The organism is Niallia oryzisoli (assembly GCF_036670025.1).
GTDB classification, from domain to species: domain Bacteria; phylum Bacillota; class Bacilli; order Bacillales; family Cytobacillaceae; genus Bacillus_BD; species Bacillus_BD oryzisoli.
Genome location: NZ_CP137640.1, coordinates 2,133,677 through 2,150,211 on the forward strand (window position 1 = coordinate 2,133,677; position 16,535 = coordinate 2,150,211).

Annotated in this window: 19 protein-coding genes, 1 tRNA gene and 1 pseudogene; 16 read left to right on the forward strand and 5 right to left on the reverse strand. The window is 37.2% G+C overall.

The window, feature by feature from the left end:
- Positions 1-94 precede the first annotated feature (94 nt).
- Both R4Z09_RS10730 and R4Z09_RS10735 read left to right on the forward strand, forming a co-directional pair.
- Positions 95-1,369 carry an acetyl-CoA hydrolase/transferase family protein gene (locus R4Z09_RS10730; protein WP_338452308.1) on the forward strand — a complete coding sequence of 425 codons (1,275 nt, stop codon included), beginning with the start codon at positions 95-97 and terminating at the stop codon, positions 1,367-1,369.
- 146 nt (positions 1,370-1,515) lie between these two features.
- Entirely contained in the window at positions 1,516-1,665 is a 150-nt protein-coding gene (locus R4Z09_RS10735; protein ID WP_338453415.1) for a hypothetical protein, read from the forward strand.
- A gap of 143 nt (positions 1,666-1,808) precedes the next feature.
- On the opposite strand, the gene R4Z09_RS10740 is transcribed toward R4Z09_RS10735, so the two are convergent.
- Both R4Z09_RS10740 and R4Z09_RS10745 read right to left on the reverse strand, forming a co-directional pair.
- Complete coding sequence (locus R4Z09_RS10740; RefSeq protein WP_338452309.1) at positions 1,809-2,252, reverse strand: YaiI/YqxD family protein; 444 nt, start codon at positions 2,250-2,252, stop codon at positions 1,809-1,811.
- Between the two features lie 782 nt (positions 2,253-3,034).
- Positions 3,035-3,193 (reverse strand): annotated as a pseudogene (locus R4Z09_RS10745) (L,D-transpeptidase); the annotation flags it as partial.
- 1,189 nt (positions 3,194-4,382) lie between these two features.
- Between R4Z09_RS10745 and hpaB the strand changes: the two are divergent.
- Positions 4,383-5,864 carry a 4-hydroxyphenylacetate 3-monooxygenase, oxygenase component gene (gene hpaB, locus R4Z09_RS10750; RefSeq protein ID WP_338452310.1) on the forward strand — a complete coding sequence of 494 codons (1,482 nt, stop codon included), beginning with the start codon at positions 4,383-4,385 and terminating at the stop codon, positions 5,862-5,864.
- 34 nt (positions 5,865-5,898) lie between these two features.
- The gene (locus R4Z09_RS10755; protein WP_338452311.1) at positions 5,899-6,972 is read left to right on the forward strand and encodes an LLM class flavin-dependent oxidoreductase; all 1,074 of its coding nucleotides are present in this window, start codon (positions 5,899-5,901) and stop codon (positions 6,970-6,972) included.
- A 107-nt stretch (positions 6,973-7,079) separates the two neighbouring features.
- On the opposite strand, the gene R4Z09_RS10760 is transcribed toward R4Z09_RS10755, so the two are convergent.
- Positions 7,080-7,155: transfer RNA gene (locus tag R4Z09_RS10760), tRNA-Arg, on the reverse strand.
- A 539-nt stretch (positions 7,156-7,694) separates the two neighbouring features.
- Positions 7,695-8,282 (reverse strand): tyrosine-type recombinase/integrase, encoded by a 588-nt coding sequence (locus R4Z09_RS10765; RefSeq protein ID WP_338452312.1) that lies wholly within the window; start codon positions 8,280-8,282, stop codon positions 7,695-7,697.
- 604 nt (positions 8,283-8,886) lie between these two features.
- Between R4Z09_RS10765 and R4Z09_RS10770 the strand changes: the two genes are divergently transcribed.
- On the forward strand, positions 8,887-9,030 hold the full coding sequence (locus R4Z09_RS10770; RefSeq protein WP_338452313.1) for a hypothetical protein: 144 nt from the start codon (positions 8,887-8,889) through the stop codon (positions 9,028-9,030).
- A gap of 185 nt (positions 9,031-9,215) precedes the next feature.
- Here the strand turns inward: R4Z09_RS10770 and R4Z09_RS10775 are convergent, their stop codons facing one another.
- Positions 9,216-10,010 carry a hypothetical protein gene (locus R4Z09_RS10775; protein WP_338452314.1) on the reverse strand — a complete coding sequence of 265 codons (795 nt, stop codon included), beginning with the start codon at positions 10,008-10,010 and terminating at the stop codon, positions 9,216-9,218.
- A 393-nt stretch (positions 10,011-10,403) separates the two neighbouring features.
- Here R4Z09_RS10775 and R4Z09_RS10780 point away from each other — a divergent pair, with 393 nt between their 5' ends.
- The 11 genes from R4Z09_RS10780 to R4Z09_RS10825 all read left to right on the forward strand — a co-directional run bounded on the left by R4Z09_RS10780 (position 10,404) and on the right by R4Z09_RS10825 (position 16,533).
- Positions 10,404-10,649 carry a hypothetical protein gene (locus R4Z09_RS10780; protein WP_338452315.1) on the forward strand — a complete coding sequence of 82 codons (246 nt, stop codon included), beginning with the start codon at positions 10,404-10,406 and terminating at the stop codon, positions 10,647-10,649.
- Positions 10,650-10,777: 128 nt separating this feature from the next.
- Positions 10,778-11,398 (forward strand): hypothetical protein, encoded by a 621-nt coding sequence (locus R4Z09_RS10785; RefSeq protein WP_338452316.1) that lies wholly within the window; start codon positions 10,778-10,780, stop codon positions 11,396-11,398.
- Between the two features lie 194 nt (positions 11,399-11,592).
- On the forward strand, positions 11,593-11,877 hold the full coding sequence (locus R4Z09_RS10790; protein WP_338452317.1) for a hypothetical protein: 285 nt from the start codon (positions 11,593-11,595) through the stop codon (positions 11,875-11,877).
- Positions 11,878-12,681: 804 nt separating this feature from the next.
- The gene (locus R4Z09_RS10795) at positions 12,682-12,909 is read left to right on the forward strand and encodes a helix-turn-helix transcriptional regulator (RefSeq protein ID WP_338452318.1); all 228 of its coding nucleotides are present in this window, start codon (positions 12,682-12,684) and stop codon (positions 12,907-12,909) included.
- 515 nt (positions 12,910-13,424) lie between these two features.
- Complete coding sequence (locus R4Z09_RS10800) at positions 13,425-14,354, forward strand: hypothetical protein (RefSeq protein ID WP_338452319.1); 930 nt, start codon at positions 13,425-13,427, stop codon at positions 14,352-14,354.
- A gap of 125 nt (positions 14,355-14,479) precedes the next feature.
- The gene (locus R4Z09_RS10805; protein ID WP_338452320.1) at positions 14,480-14,614 is read left to right on the forward strand and encodes a hypothetical protein; all 135 of its coding nucleotides are present in this window, start codon (positions 14,480-14,482) and stop codon (positions 14,612-14,614) included.
- A gap of 145 nt (positions 14,615-14,759) precedes the next feature.
- The gene (locus R4Z09_RS31025; RefSeq protein ID WP_422392259.1) at positions 14,760-15,347 is read left to right on the forward strand and encodes an HNH endonuclease; all 588 of its coding nucleotides are present in this window, start codon (positions 14,760-14,762) and stop codon (positions 15,345-15,347) included.
- Complete coding sequence (locus R4Z09_RS10810) at positions 15,337-15,555, forward strand: hypothetical protein (protein WP_338452321.1); 219 nt, start codon at positions 15,337-15,339, stop codon at positions 15,553-15,555. The genes R4Z09_RS31025 and R4Z09_RS10810 overlap by 11 nt, the downstream gene beginning before the upstream one ends.
- 158 nt (positions 15,556-15,713) lie before the next feature.
- Positions 15,714-15,860: a hypothetical protein gene (locus R4Z09_RS10815; protein WP_338452322.1), complete on the forward strand. Its 147-nt coding sequence runs from the start codon at positions 15,714-15,716 to the stop codon at positions 15,858-15,860.
- Between the two features lie 22 nt (positions 15,861-15,882).
- Entirely contained in the window at positions 15,883-16,269 is a 387-nt protein-coding gene (locus R4Z09_RS10820) for a hypothetical protein (RefSeq protein WP_338452323.1), read from the forward strand.
- A 42-nt stretch (positions 16,270-16,311) separates the two neighbouring features.
- Positions 16,312-16,533, forward strand: a complete 222-nt coding sequence (locus R4Z09_RS10825) for a hypothetical protein (RefSeq protein WP_338452324.1) — start codon at positions 16,312-16,314, stop codon at positions 16,531-16,533.
- Positions 16,534-16,535 lie beyond the last annotated feature (2 nt).

Sequence of the window (16,535 nt, forward strand, 5' to 3'; positions counted from 1 at the left end):
AAGTAATTTATAATAAATTTAGCATCTAGTATTATAGGTTAATCATAATTTATATATTAAACATAGATATTGAATATGTGAAAGGAATCTACATATGATGACAAACAAAGAAAAAGACATTCAACAAATTCTTAATTTAATTGAAAATGATACGGATATTATTATTCCGCTTGGAAATGGTGAACCCGATTTAGTTTTAACGGCAATTGACGAAAATCCTTATCATTTTACGTCCTTACGAATCCATCAAATGCTTGAATTAAAAGAAAGAAACTATATAAACGGCGTATATCCTCATATTCGTTATATTTCATATTTTATGAATTCATTTGCACGTAAGGCATATTTGAATGGAACATGTGAGTTAATTCCAAACCACTTCCATCAAATGCCTAAACTATTAGAGCAAACTGCGAAGAATCCGCTTGTTGTTTGTCAAGCATCTCCAATGGATGAGGAAGGATACTTTACTCTTGGAACTGAAGCTGACTATGCTGCTTACTTTATCGGAAAGGTTCCATTTATCTTGCAGGTAAACGAACACATGCCGCGAACTTATGGGGAAAACCGCATCCATATTTCACAAATCATAGGCTATATTCGTCATAATGCACCATTGTTTGAAATTAAACCGTCACCCGTTACAGATATCGATGTAAAAATAGCTGAATATATTGCCGAACGAATTGATCATGGTTCTACATTACAGGTAGGCATTGGTGGAATTCCGAATGCCGTGATTAGTCTTTTAAGGAATCATAGAGATTTAGGAATTCATACTGAAATGTTGACGGATGGAATTAGTGAGCTGTATAAAGCCGGAGTCATTACTGGGAAAAATAAGAATACACATGTTGGAAAAATTGTTGCGACATTTGGTTTTGGCTCGAAGGCTTTATATGATTTTATGGATCAAAATGATCAAATCGAAATGCTTCCAGTCAACTATGTCAATGACCCGCGTAACATTGCAAGAGAGGATAATATGATTGCGATTAATGCCACGACAGAGATTGATTTTTATGGTCAATGTGCTTCAGAAACCGTTGCAGGTAAGTATTATAGTTCAACAGGAGGACAGGTAGACTTTGGTATTGGGGTTCAATTTGCTAAAAACGGAAAAGGATTTATTTGTATACGCTCGACAACAAAGAACGATACAATTTCGCGAATTCGTCCTGTATTAGCACCCGGTTCCGTTGTAACCACTTCGAAAAATGATGTGGATTATGTTGTTACCGAGTATGGGATTACTCAATTAAAGGGGAAAAGTTTATCAGAAAGAACGGAAGCTTTAATTAATCTAGCACATCCTAAATTTAGAGATGAATTGCGATTTGAAGCGAAAAAGTTAGGGCTTATTTTTTAGGACAACATGTTTTTTGTTTAAATGTCGAAACATTAATAAATAACACTATGTGCAAATTACACAATTTAATCTATATACAGCTCGTCCCAAATATTGAGCAACAAAATAATAACCGCTCGTAATTAACTGCTGAATTATGCAAAGCCATGCCATTTAGACTTAGTCCAACCGTCATCGGAAGTAATTGCCCATACTGCTTGACGATGTTAAGTGATGGAACAAAGGCAAAAGAAGTCGAGGACCAGGTTAAAACTTTGGATATAGTTGAAATTGTTGAACGTTCATTAGAAATTTAATACTTATTTGGGGTTGCTCATATTATTGGCAGCCCTTTTTTCTTTTAATTTCTTTTATGTCACAAATTTATTAAGATTTCAATACTCACTTACCTTCACTGAGCGTTCCTAAATTTATTTAGTAAATCGAATTAACGATTCTGTCATAACTCTGAAATCACTTCCTTAAAGAGTTCTCTAAATTTCTCACGATCTTCTGATGTAAATGGTTTTGGCCCTTTTGTACGTTTTCCACCTTTTCGAGCCATTGCACTTAGATAACGTGTTTGTAATAATTGGTCAATATTTTCGTTTGTATAAATAAACCCTTTATGATGAAGAACGGTACACCCTTTAGCTAAACCTAGTGAAGCAAGACCATAATCTTGCGTAATGATTAGATTACCTTTTTCGGCTAACTTCATAATCCGATAATCTGCAGCATCTGCTCCGGAATCAACATAAATAGTTTCTACACCAGAAGGTTGTTCAGTGGTAGAAAAATGAGAAAAGCTTGTAACAAGGATAACAGGAATATGAGCTTTTGTCCCTTCAGAGATAATGATATCTTTCACTGGGCAAGCATCTGCATCTACATAAATTTTCATCTTAAACCTCCCATAAATAAGTTTGAATCGATGATAATGCTATATGTGGATATTGTCAAACCATAATGATGCTTTAACTTGAATCTCTTTATAGTCGATTTATGCTATGAAGAGCAGTTTTTTTATGAAGTTTTTAGATGGGTTTAATGGATGTTATATATTATTGATTAATTAATAACAATATGTGCTAAATACACAAAAAGATTAATGAAAGCTCGTCTCAAGTATTGAAAATAACTAATCAATCCAGCTCGTATTTTACTGCTATAGCACATCTATCGGAAGGTTTGTTCGGTGGTACCATGGTTGCTAGGTAACGTTCCAACTAAATTGTACATACTGCTTGACGATGTTAAGTGATAGCACTAAGGCAAAAGAAGTTGAAGATAAGGAAAATAATGGATATCGTAAAGCTTGTTGAGTGTTCACTGGTCTGAAAATTGTGCATGTATAGATTGCCTGTGTAAGAAAGAATTTGAACCTCAGAATTTAATAAACACAATTTTATTGATTTCATTATATAAAGGAAATATATCGAGCAAGCTCGATATATCTAGGTGCAAATTCGGAGGGACTAATTTGCGCCTGGTTTTTATATCTAATCTAAAATAACACTAAGTGCTAATTACACAAAATGACTTATAAACAGCTCGTCCCAAGTATTGAACATAGCAATCAATCCAGCTCGTAATAACAACTAAATCATAAAAAACTTTTCTAGTTTAATAAAAAGATAACACGTAATGAGGTTTTGAAAACCCCATCCAAAGCACTCCAAATCATGCAGGTGGAAGAATTTGTTTATTGATGATCGAGTATGTCCCAGAAGGTGTTGGAGATAACATTTTGCCAACGGCAATTGGGTAAGTTTTTATAAGTCTGTTTCCATCAAAAAGTTTTAATTGATGTTTTGATGTGGATACGTCAATCCATTTCACCATGAAGAACAACTCCTTTTTTAAATTTTGTATGAAGTAACCCAGGCATTTGTTAATTAAGTGAAATTGATTGAACAGTTAATGAGAAAAGAAAGCAAGACTGCTTAATGAACAGTTCGAACCTTTTATGTAAGATGAACCAGGCATAAATGCCTGGTGTTGAAAGAGTAATAAGATCAATGGCTTACCAACCAAATCTTATTAAATTTATAATAACAAAACTATTCTAATAATTCATTGGTATTTGTTGGTTTGTGTCTAATTATGTCGAAAAAGTAAAGATGGATAGGAGTTCAAACGGTTGCAGCTAAACACACATTTCGAATAATAGATACGTAATCGATACTCAGGGCGACATAAAAAAACAACTATCGGAGGAATAATAGTTGCTAAAAGATGCCCGTCACCTTAAAAGATACGGACAAAGGAGTGATTGTCCTCTCTCTTATTAATTTATGTGAAAGAAAACGAAGGGTTCTGGACAAAAAACATTCCAGCAAATAAATTAGGCACTAAATCGCAAGACGAAGATTTAGATAGACAACAACTATGCATTAAGACAAAAAAAGAAACGCCCTTGAACGCTTCAAAAGAAAGTGGTGTTAGTTTTTTTGGGGTTGTTGATTAATCTTATAATACAATCAGTATCCTCTCATAAAACTTGTTCCAACAATAATCTATAGGATGAAGAGAATAACGAACGATTAAACCAAAGTTAGTACGAGAGCCGCCTTCGTATTCCATAGTCTATCACCACTTTATTATAAGAGACTATTATATATTATGTAATGATAGTTAATTTGAGACGGACAAGCATGGAATTTTTAATAGAATAGCTATTTTAATAGTTATAAATTTAAATTCACAGTACGAACTTAACTCTGGTTCAGGGTGAATCAGACTATAAATGTGTAATAATTAAACTGTATTTGTATTATGAACAACAGGAAGAAGACACACAATCAATTTTTCTGCAGATGCAACGAACGGAAAAAGTACTCAATTTGTTTGGGGCGTTGCTTCAAAATAATATATTTTTGCTATATATAAAATATCTGTATCTTTTTGAAATCTGGGTACTAATTAGTGTTTAGATATAATTATTTCATTTGTCCTTATTAGATATTCGTACAATCATGGGGAACCTTTTTAACATAAAACAGTATTAATACTTTAAAAGTTGGTGGTTTTCATGACGGTCATTTCCGGGGAAGAATACCTAAATAGGATTAATCAAATGAATGCTGAAGTATGGATAGATGGAAAGCAAATGAAAGGCAATATATCAGATCATCCAGCTTTTTCCGGAGTAATGAAAAGTCAAGCAAAGTTATATGATCTTCAGCAAAAAAAGATGGATGCCATGACTTACACTTCTCCTAAAACAGGAGAAAAAATTGGATTATCTTTTCTGGAACCAAAAACAAAAGAAGATCTTGAAAAACGACGGATTATGATTCAGGAATGGGCTAGAAATAGCGTAGGAATGTTAGGACGGTCACCAGATTATATGAATACAGCTGTCATGTCGTTTGCAGCGGCAGCTGACATTTTTGCTGTGGAAGATAACAGGTTTGCTGAAAACATGCGTAACTTATATGAAAGGGCAAAAAACAAGGATTTATCATTTACACATACATTTATCAACCCTCAAGTAAATCGTTCATCCACATACCTCGAAAATTCGGCTAAAGTCATTTCAGCTCAAACCATTCAAAAAAATAATGATGGGATCGTTGTGGAGGGAGCACGTTTGTTAGCAACCCAGGGCGGAATAACAGATGAAATTATCGTTTTTCCCACACATCTTGCATCGGTTAATAAGGATTTTGCCTATGCGTTTTCGATTCCAAGCAATACACCAGGATTGAAGTTTATTTGCCGAGAGTCATTCCGATATAAAGATTCTGCATTTGACCATCCGCTTGGTTCACAGTTTGATGAAATCGACACCATCGTTGTCTTTGATCATGTCACAGTTCCATGGGACCGTGTCTTTTGCTATCAAAATCCGGAAGCCTCTTTAAAGATATATTCTGAAAGCAGTTTTTATCCGTTGATTGCACACCAAATTACATCTAGAAGAATTGTTAAAACTGAATTTATTCTTGGGGTAGCACAAATGCTTGTGAATACCATCAACGTTGGAGAATACCAACATATTCATGAAAAGATCACTGAAGTCATTTCAGGATTAGAAACTCTTAAAGCACTACTATTAACCTCGGAAATGAATGCAAAATTAGACAAATGGGGGACAATGGTTCCTGATTATCCACCATTATATACAGCTATTTCAATGTATTCCCATCTTTACCCTCGCTATTGTGAAATTTTGCAACAAATAGGAGCAAGCGGACTCGTATCCATTCCGAGTGAAATGGACTTTTTGTCTGACGTTAGAAGTGACCTGGAAACGTACTTACAAGCTGCTAATACCAATGCAAATGATCGAGTAAAACTTTTCCGTTTAGCATGGGACATTAGCATGAGTGCATTTGGCAGCAGGCAATCGCTATATGAGCGTTTCTTTTTTGGTGATCCAGTAAAAATGGCAAGCAGCATCTATCAAAACTATGATAAGGAACAATCGATTTCACTTGTAGAAACATTTTTAAAAAATAATTGTGAAAATGCTTCATTATTTAGCAAGACTCAAGAAGAAGATTCTTAAAAATAGTTATGAGTGTGTTTTATGGAGGAGACTTATGGAAAAGGGAACCAATTTAAATTCCGGAATAGAATTGGGTATTTACACATTAGGGGAACTGCTTTACGATCCGTTTACTAAAAAATTAGTAAGTGCAAAACAACGTATAGATGAAATTGTAGAGTCAGCTAAACTGGCAGATGATGCAGGACTTGACGTATTCGGAATTGGTGAACACCATCGTTTGGATTTTGCGGTATCATCTCCCCACGTTATATTAGCCGCTATTGCCCAAAATACTAGCCAAATTAGGCTGATAAGTGCCACAACCATTCTGAGTACAGTGGATCCTGTCCGTTTATTTGAGGATTTTGCAACATTAGATATTGTTTCAAATGGGCGTGCTGAAATAGTAGCAGGACGAGGGGCATTTTTAGAATCTTTCCCATTGTTCGGCTATAATTTAGATGACTATGATCGTTTATTTGCTGAGAATATGGACCTTTTATTAAAATTAAACGAGAATGAGCACATTACTTGGAAAGGTAATTTCCGCTCAGAGTTAAAAGATGCAGAAATTGCTCCCCGCCCCATTCAACAAAGACTCCCAATTTGGATCGGTGTAGGAAGTTCGGAAGCGAGTGCAAAACGTGCCGGTAAATTGGGCGAAGGGTTAATGTTAGCGGTGCTTGGAGGAGATCCTATTCATTTTAAGCCACTCGTTGATGCTTATCGAAATGCAGGATTGAAAGCGGGCCATCCTTCTAATAAACTTAAGATAGCCATTGGTTCTCATGGTTATATTAGTAAAACGTCTCAACAGGCTAAGGAAGAATTTTATTCTCATTATATCAATTATTTTAAATCCTTTATGAGAAATGGAAGGCAAATGAAGATTTCTAAAACAGATTTTGAACAAATGGCTGGCCCCAATAACAGCTTATTCGTTGGAAGCCCCCAGGAAATTATTGAGAAAATTTTGAGTCAATATGAATTGTTTGGTCATCAGCGTTTCCTTGCCCAAATGGATATAGGGGGTGTGCCTTTTAGTAAAGTTGCTAAAAGTATAGAACTACTAGCAACAGAGGTAGCTCCGGTAGTCCGCAGAGAAACTAAAAAAGCTGCTAAATAAACAACTTTAGCAGTATTAAAAAAACTAAAAAAACGCCCCAAACCCTTACATATCAAGGATTTGAAGCGTTTTTTCTTGGTTCAAATTTCTTTCGTTTTGAACCCCTTTACGTCCCAGAAGGGATTCGAACCCCCGACCTACAGTTTAGGAAACTGAGACGATATATTCCGTCATATCAAACGTTATGTCAACGGTGGTTTAGCGTTTTTCATAGTCTTACGTACGTTTTAATTTCCTACGTTCTAAATAGCATATGTACTACGTTATCATTATAACTTAACTGGGCGCGAGATTACAACGATTATTCGATAGGAAACGGTAAATATTTCCGGAAGTAATCACGTTAATATAATGTGTAAAGTAAAATCACTTGACTGAATTAGAAGAAACTTCTGCGACATTATATAGAAGAAACTCGGATAAATTAACGTTTTAACGTAGTAAAGCATTAACGTAAATAGTATACAATTGGTTACGTTATGCAATATGTAGGGCACAAGTAGAGCGCAGAGAGGTTGCGAACAGTTCGGAATAGACAACGGTGGAGATTGCGAAACATGGATAACGATAGAGGTAACGTAGTTTTATCGGACGGCACGTTCACGGCGGACAGCCTTCCGAAAACTCGAGGGGCAAGGACTATACCAGGCGGAATAGATTGCAATTGGATCCGAATACAAAAAACGGAAGCTATCGGGAAGCCTCCGCAGTAGTGAACCTAATTATAAACGGAAGTCCTTCAAACTGTCCGCTATTTCATCCTCACGTATTCCGATATATATCTTTGTAATCGATTGGTTCGAATGGTTGAATATCTCCATTAACGTTGCTACGTCCTTTGTACGGCGGTAATAATGATACCCGAATGTCTTACGTAGTGTATGAGTGCCGATGTCGTTACGTCCGATCAAGTCTGCAGCCTTAGTTAGGATACGGTATGCTTGGGTAGTCGTTATATGTCCGTCTCCTTTACGACTAGGGAAGAGCCATCCCTCAGAAGGCTTCCCGTCTAGGTATTCAGCTATGTCCGCCATAATAGCCGTTAAATGAACTGTACGAGCCTTTTCCGTCTTGCCTTCCAGTATCTTAAAGTTAGTCCGTCCTTTAACGTCTTCTATACGTAATTTAACTATATCGCCGATTCTAAGGCCTGTATTGATGCCGATATTAAATAGTAATAGGTTGCGTTCAGACTGTCCGCTAGACTTCCCAGCTACCGCTAGAGCCTCTCTAAACTCGGCTATTTCCGAAGCTGTACGTAATGGTTGTACGTCTACTGTCATTCCTTCTTTACTGTTAGTATTCGCCATGCTATCCCGTCCCCTTATCGTATGTATTCGTCACATTTAGAATGTATCGTTTTATATCTTAATTAAACAATAGCATACATTCATAACGACGTCAATCAAATAACGTTGGTATAACAACAAAACGAATGTATTCTTTTATGCAGAAGCATACATATAAAATAATATTCAAATGATAAACAGGTCACTCGAATTAATTAAGTACCAGGCGATAAGGATTAAATATTCGGAGAAAAGTTTTTGTACCACCGGGGGGCATGTTCGTTCGGGGCGGGCTGCCGGGTACGCAACAATTTCTTAAAAAATTTAAAAAGTCCGAGGTAATTTTTTCGTAAAATTTTCGCAAACTCGAACCCCTCATAACGCAAGCCTCCCGAAATAGCCAAATAACCTATTTAAGTCGATAAATACGTAAGATTAGCGGATCTTTTGCGTGTTTTCACGCGTTTTTAAACTTGACAAAACGGTTTTTACTCGATCTAAAGTCAATATGTTGTGGTATTGAAAGTATTTATAACACTATATATTGATATTGTAAGCAGTTGTAATATATAATCTCTTTGCAACCAAGTATTGGTAGTAATTCATTGCAAAGGGAGGGAACGCGTTGGAGTTGGAGCCGGACAAGTTAGTTACTATCATAATTGGAGTCATTAACGCAATATTTTCTGGTTTACGTTGGAATGAGGAGCGTAAACGAAACAATCCGCCAAGTCACAAAGACCAAGCGGATCGTAATGTAGGTAGTTAGGTTAATATTGAGACTTGCAGCTGCAACTGCGGGTCTCATTTCGTTTATAATGCTATAATAGTTCCCCGTCATTTTGAAGTCAAGAAGGCTGTTAATTCATCAGTCCTTTTCTACTGTAATCAGCTCGCTGATCCGATAAAGTGACGTGTTAAGTTATGAAACCATTAAAATAAAGAAAGATCACCTCACATGAGATAGTTTTCTGTTTTTCTGATTTCAACAATGTTACTACCCAATGAAGATTGCTTAACAGGTATTGAATCTAAATCATATCTCGTTAACATTGATTTTACTAAGTCTTTAATCCAACTTGGAGAATTAGGTGCTATATAGACCTTTTCAATAAGGGTACTAATATCAACTGGAATATTCTCGCCATAATCAACAATGGGGAATTTTCCCTCACCTAAGTTTCGCCATCCAAATTGACGACTGACTCTCCAGTGAATAGCTCTTATTTCTTTTTCATGTTCAAAGGATTTTCTTTTCACGAGAAAATTAGCAGTTAAATTACCTCTTAAAGGAAAAATATAGTTATTGAAATCTTCATAAATGACTTTACCTATATTGATTTCTGAATCGGTGAGACTGAAAGCCTCACATAATCTTTTAAATGTAGATTGGATTGCAATTCCTTCATTATTTTTCAAATAGAGTTTCCACATTGCATCAGACTCAACTTCATTCATGTGCCAACAATTAATTGTTGCTACTTTTCTTGATTCTTCGACTTCTTTCATAAAAGATTCAAAGGCTAAATCTGATTGGTCACTCGGAATACCTTTATTGAATTGCAACTTAAAGAAATCAATTGTTACTTGGTTTAATCTACCTTCATATGGATCTTCGAATTTATCAGACCTTGCAAAAAATAAACTTTTTGTTTCCAGTAGAGATATAAATTTAGTGAAATCCATATATCTCCAAATTTTAGTATTTTCATTTTCTGGTACTTCAAAATCCTTGTGTTCTCTATACAATAAAGAATCACCTCTCCTATATATTTCTAACACTTCAATATTATAACACTTTTGCAGAAAATCAGATTGAGGCAAATCTAATGTATCAGTACGATCTTAACCAATCTATGATAAATTTGTAGCCCAAAACACGGACACAAAGATATTTTTTACGCAATGGAAAAGAACGCAGCTACATTTATAACCGCGTCCAGTTCCTCGCTTATTCCTTCTCTAACGTCATCAGCTCGCTCATATCCTCGGCTCCAAACACGTCCGCAATCTTACTAAGTGTCCTAGTTTCGTCAATAATTCGTCTGAATTTCTATAGTTTACGTCGCTGGCAGTTTAAATTATAACGATGTATATTAACTATGTACGTAAATACATAATTAAATGAAGGGGAGAGGAACTATGACGTTTGAGGTGATTTCGCTTAATGTAAAACCAAGAAGTTTAGACGGATTATTAGAGGGGTATTATAACACGAAGAGTGAAAATGAATACTATAAGAAAAGGTTAATCAAGGCGTATATTCGTCAAAATTTTAATAATCCGCCTCGGTGGTTTGTGGAAAGTGCAGCAGAAAAGGACTGGACAGATAAGGAATTTGAGAAAATGCTAACTGAACTGGAACAATTCGAAAGAGATAATGGATAGAAATGTAGACGGAATTGGACGAAATACCTATAAAAATGACAAAATATTTACTTTTTTATTGTGATTTCTGAAACTTATAGGTTATTCTTATTGTAGGAAGCTTATACCACTATAGGGAGGAATTACATATGAAAAAGTTTTTTATGTTTCTAACAGCTACTATGCTATTATTCTCGTTAGTAGCCTGTGGAACAGAATCAGCAACTGATGAACTAGAAGAGAAAGACACAGAGAAAGCAGAAGCGAAAACAGGCGAGGAAGCAACGCCAGCTGAGAGCGAAGAAAAGACTGCAGAAGAGGGATCAGCTAAAGAGGAAGACGTTTGGACGTATTATGACAACGCAAAATGGTCTGACAATTACAACGGATTAAAGATGGAAGTACAAAAGGTTGTTGTTACAGATAAAGCGCCAACAGTAGAAGATGAAAATGCAAATGCATCAGCCGTAGGCGTAAAATTTAAAATGGAGAACACAACTGACGGTAAGTTTACGTTTTACCCAGACCAAGCTGTATTAGTTACAAGTACGGGCGAACAAATAGAGAATCCGGATATGTTCGTTTCGGATCACATTGGCGGCGAAATCGATAAAGGAGTTATAAAAGAAGGCAATATTATTTGGTATCTAGAACGCGGAAATGCAGAAGCGATTGAATGGATTAAACTGAGTTTTGGCGGACATCAGGGCGCTGATGACGACTTCAATTCAGAAAGAAAAGAGTACGAGTTCGAATTACAGTTGAAATAATAAGTATCAAGCCACGGTTTTACATAGCCGTGGTTTTTTTATGTAAATCGTTACGGCGCTTTTTAAACTGAGGTCACATGTGTATTGAATTAATTGTTAATTATTTCACATTTTATTCTCTAAAAACGCGTTACAATTAGCATAAGTGTCAATCATATTATTGAAGTGGAGTGTAGCATAATGGAGGAACCTAAATGTACATTCGGTCTAAACCTCGTAAACTAGTAGATAATCAAACAGTAGTATTGGACTTCGTGCTCGCTAAAAGCATTAAGAGCGAAGATGGGAAATATAAGCAGCAGTTTATACAGCATCTCGGATCCATCAAGCTACATGACGCTAAACAACCTCATATTTTACGCAGTTTCTATGAAAGAGTTGAAGCGGTGTTACAAGCTGGAGGTTTTGATGACGCAGACATTCATAAGATGACAGTGACTTTACGATTTAAACTAGGCGATAAGCCCGATGATGTTTGAATAACGGCTTATTTGGGCGCGACTTACAATAAATATATACGAAAAAGGCTCAACGTATTGGCGTACGGTGGGCTTTTATCTTGCTTTCAATTATTAATTTAATATTGCGAATATTTATAGTGGTGTCCTATTTTTGAGCCTTCATGTGGTTTATAAGGGTAGATGGGCAAAAAGTTTGGTTTCGGCTACCATCTTTTACCCTCGTAGCTATACTATTATATGAAGGATAAAATTTTTACGGCAAGATACTTACCTTTTATGGCCGTAGTTATACTATATAGTAGAAGGATCCAAAGGAAATGAAGAAAGTTTGTTTCCGATACTTGTACGAAAGGTTCGTAGTTATACTATTATATGAAGAATATAGCGTAAGGGCGTAAGTAATGCGTAATTATGACAACTTTATGAACGTAAATATTACAGTTTTGTTACAAATGCACTTCGATATATGTATTTTAGGGCGTTAGTTACACTATATAGTGACGGATAAAATTTTTTCGCAAGATACTTACCTTTTATGACCGTTTGTATCCTATATAGTAGAAGGATTTGCGGAAATGTAAAAACCTTCGTTCCGATACGCAACGAGACGACCGTTAGCTATACTATTATATGAAGGTTTATCACAGATACACTAAATGGTATTTATTCAGCCTCTTAACGTGAGATGGCTGTAATTCCTCCCGTTCACGCAGATTATTTCTCCGTAGAACATTAATTAAGAAGAGTCGGCAGCGCGCCCGGCTCTTTTTTACTTTGGCGATTAATCAAGAATTATCAATACGGATAAAGGAGGTTCAACTGATGAACGCAAGACAACTAAAATTGATCCGTCTATTTAGCGGACTTACTCAAAAGGAATTCGCTCAAGAAATCGGAGTAGCCGAAAACACTCTCGCAAAATGTGAGGCGAGCATTATCGAAGTAAGTACGGCAACGAAGGCGAAGGTGCTCCGTAAGTACGACTTAAGTGATCCAGAGTTTATCGAATTTACTAAACGGATGACAGCAAGCGAAAAGTTGCCGGAGTAGAGTTAGCGTTAATAACGGTTGATAGCGTTCTATAGTAACGGGAATTGTTAACAATTCATGGGGCCTCGCCCTACATTTCGGGAAGAGCGCCCTCAATGCTAATAGTACTTTATGCATATTGCTTTATTGCATATGAATTTCCGATAGGAAGTGATTAGCGCCTTGTAATGAAACGAAGTGGAATGAAGAGGCGCAGGCTTCAGCCTTAAGGGTTTTAGGTATTTATGTAGAACGTATTAAGCGCGGAACTATCGTTCCTACGGAATACGTGACGGATAAATACTGTATTGATTCTTCGCTATAAAAACGTAAGTAAAGATGTACTGATAGGATAAACAAATAGTGACCAAAAGCAATGAGAACTACAATATGTAGTTAAAAAACGTTGGTTTGATGCGGTTTTTCGCTACATGTTGATAAAATTACAATAAAACACATAGGGACGTCAAAGCAGTATAAAGCGCCATATATGGGACGTCAAAGCAGTGTATTTTTTTGAGATGGGGGAATGTATGATGGCAAACGTAGATAGAATTGAAGAAGGAAAAGTATGGGGCGACCTGCACCCGAAAGTTAAACGAGGAGTTTTGGCGATCAAAGAGAACGCAGAATTTAAGGACGCAAACGGGAACGATGCCAGCCATATGTTTGACGTTATGATCCGTACAACGCCGAACCAAGTAAGAGCATTGAAGGCGGTTGACGCACTATCCGAACATGAAATAGAGAACGGAAAGTTTATCTTTGCATTCTTTCAACAGGCGCGGTCAATGGAAGAGCGATTCCCAACGCTTACTAAGCAAGACGTAGCTAGATTAATGTTTATCGGAACCTACGTATCATGGGGAACCAATCGCCTACAATCCGACAACGGAAAGAAACACTACACTAAAAAGGATTTACAGGAGTTAGTCGAAATGTCGGGGAAACGGTTTAACGAGTTGTTTAAACGGTTAAAGGATGAGAACGTCATAAGCGAAGCAGAAACAGGAGAGCTGTTCGTCAATCCTACAATATTTTATCGCGGAGACTTGAAGAAACATGAGTACGATATTAGTAACTTACAGCATACTCGTTTATTTAAGAAAACAGTTCGCGACTTGTACGAGCAGTTTAAAGGGCGTAGGTTAGGGCAGCTGTCAACAATCTACTCAATATTGCCGTTTCTAAACTTCAATACGAATATTGTTTGCTTTAATCCCGAAGAGACTGCCGAAGGTTTAATAAGACCTATGAACCTAGAAAACTTATCAGCGTTGTTAGGCTATCAAGATACGCACAAACTAAAGACAGCTTTAAACGGCATAAAAGTTGACGGGAAGCCAGTATTTACTTTCGTTGAGGATCCATGCGATAGACGCCAAAAAAGAATCATTGTTAATCCGAGAGTTGTTTACGGAGGGAATGGGGAATCGTTGAAAGCAATAAAAGCATTGTTTAATTAAGACGATGTACCCGAAAACCGACCTATTTTTATTTTAGGTGTAGTTTAATAGAACGATAGCAGAGCGCCAGCCAAACGGAAGGCGTTTTTATTATGTCCAAATACATATGAAAGGAGTGTATCGGAGTGGATAGATCGAACGTATTAGCGGTTTACCTCGTAGGCCTTGCAATTCTGCAGCAGAACGGCAAAACCTACGTTAACCGCGAGATTGAAATAGCTATGAAAGAGCTTCAGAAGGAATTGAAGCTAGTAAACTAAACTGAATGGAGCGGATTGGAATGGAATTGGTATTATCGGCAATTTACACTTACGTAACTATATCGATGGTGGTACGAATGGTAAAGGACTTAAAGCAAAGCCTTACTGAACTTGACTCTACGGTGAAGAAAGTGGGTGACGCTCTATGAGTAATGCACTAGAGACGAAGCGGTGTTCAAAATGCCAACAAGTATTAAGTGTTGAGGAGTTTTACGGACAAGAGCGCAGTCAGTGTAAAGCATGCGAGAAGTCGCAAAAGAAGGAATATAACGCAACCTTTAGAGGTAAGGCAGCGCAAGCATTAAACGACTCGCGGAAGGCAGTTCGCAGAGTAGAAGTCGAGTATGGTGTCAAGGTCGAAGACACGTTAACGTTACATGATGTTTTATGGGTACTCTCTGCAGACGAATGCGTGTATTGTGGTCGAGAAGTACCAGAGAGCGAGCGTAGTTTGGATCATATAACGCCGATTCGATACGGAGGTTCAAACAGCTTTAGCAATGTTACTTGCGCTTGTAGGGCGTGCAATAGCGCTAAATGCGATCTCCCAGCGATAACCTATATGCTCCAGTCATGTGACACGTTACAAGCTAGGACGTTAATAGAAGTTATTTCGAGCCGGAGTGTTAAGCCTTTTGAAGAGACGTTCAGAGAGTTGGCGGAGCATGCCAAGACGTACTATGAGACGAAAGCAGCCGAAGCAGTAGAGAGGGCGAAACAAAATGAGCAATAAGTTGTGGAAATTTGAAACGGGTTATATCTGCGGGTATACGGAGGATCGCGATTTAATCCGCCGTATTAAGCGATACAAGTTTAAAAACGATTGGTTGATCATGGCTGATTACTTTCGTGGTAATCGGCTTGTTGGCGTTCAGTTCAAAATACCGATTGAACAAAGACGCCCGGCTGAGCGTATGTTTCAAGTAGAACTAGAGTCGTAGTTTTGCAGATTTACTCGTCAAATACACGTATTTAAGCGCCTTTAATCCGTATGTGAGCAAACACTAGAGGATAGATAGAGAGGCGCCTATTTGGCGTGATTTAGAGCGAAAATCAGTCAAATACACACATAAAAACGAAACAAATTGGAGGAATTGAGATGAGATATAACCAAAATAAGCGGAATGGACGTACTAAACGAAATGACCGAGGTACTAGGAAGCCACGTCAATTAAATAAGAACGGGATTCGGATGGACAATGATAGGCCGCCAAAGGTATTCAGAGTAGCCGATAAAGATGAGTAACTAATCGGAGGTGGCGAGGTCTATGCAGAAGAAGTTTAAGGCGTATATGTTACGGAATGATGGAGATGAAACCGCCATAGGTATCGAGCAGTATGACGAAGAGAGCACGTATTTTATCGCCAGTATATATGTTAATCCGAAGCCGTCTAATAAGGATATATTCGACTTAATCGCCTTTTACGTTATGCAGCAATCGGATCACGGGGAGAACGCTTTACTTCGAATAACTATTCCGATTAGAGCTAAGTATCAATGGATACAGGCGTATAACGGGAGGATATTTGTTAAGCGAGAGTCTACCGCGAATATACCGTTTATGCAAACGAGATTACTGGCAGAGGATGCTTTAAGGCGTAAGACATCGATTATCGAAACGCTTGACGATGGGATTATATACCGGAACGAATAAAACAAAATTAGAGGAGCGATCAGAATGAATGAAATTAGCAGTATGGCGGATCAGCACAAAGTACACGCGTTGATTACGGTAACCGAAAATCCGGAGGCTAGAGGAACTACGGTAACCATAGAGGTAATGTTTGCGGACGACAACGAGTTGATCTTAAGAATGAATTACGAGAGCAGGCTTGCACCAAAGGCAGCTTACGTAGTTGCATCCGATCTGATTCAACGGTTTGTAGAAGTCGAGAATTACCAAATCGAAAATTACTAAGT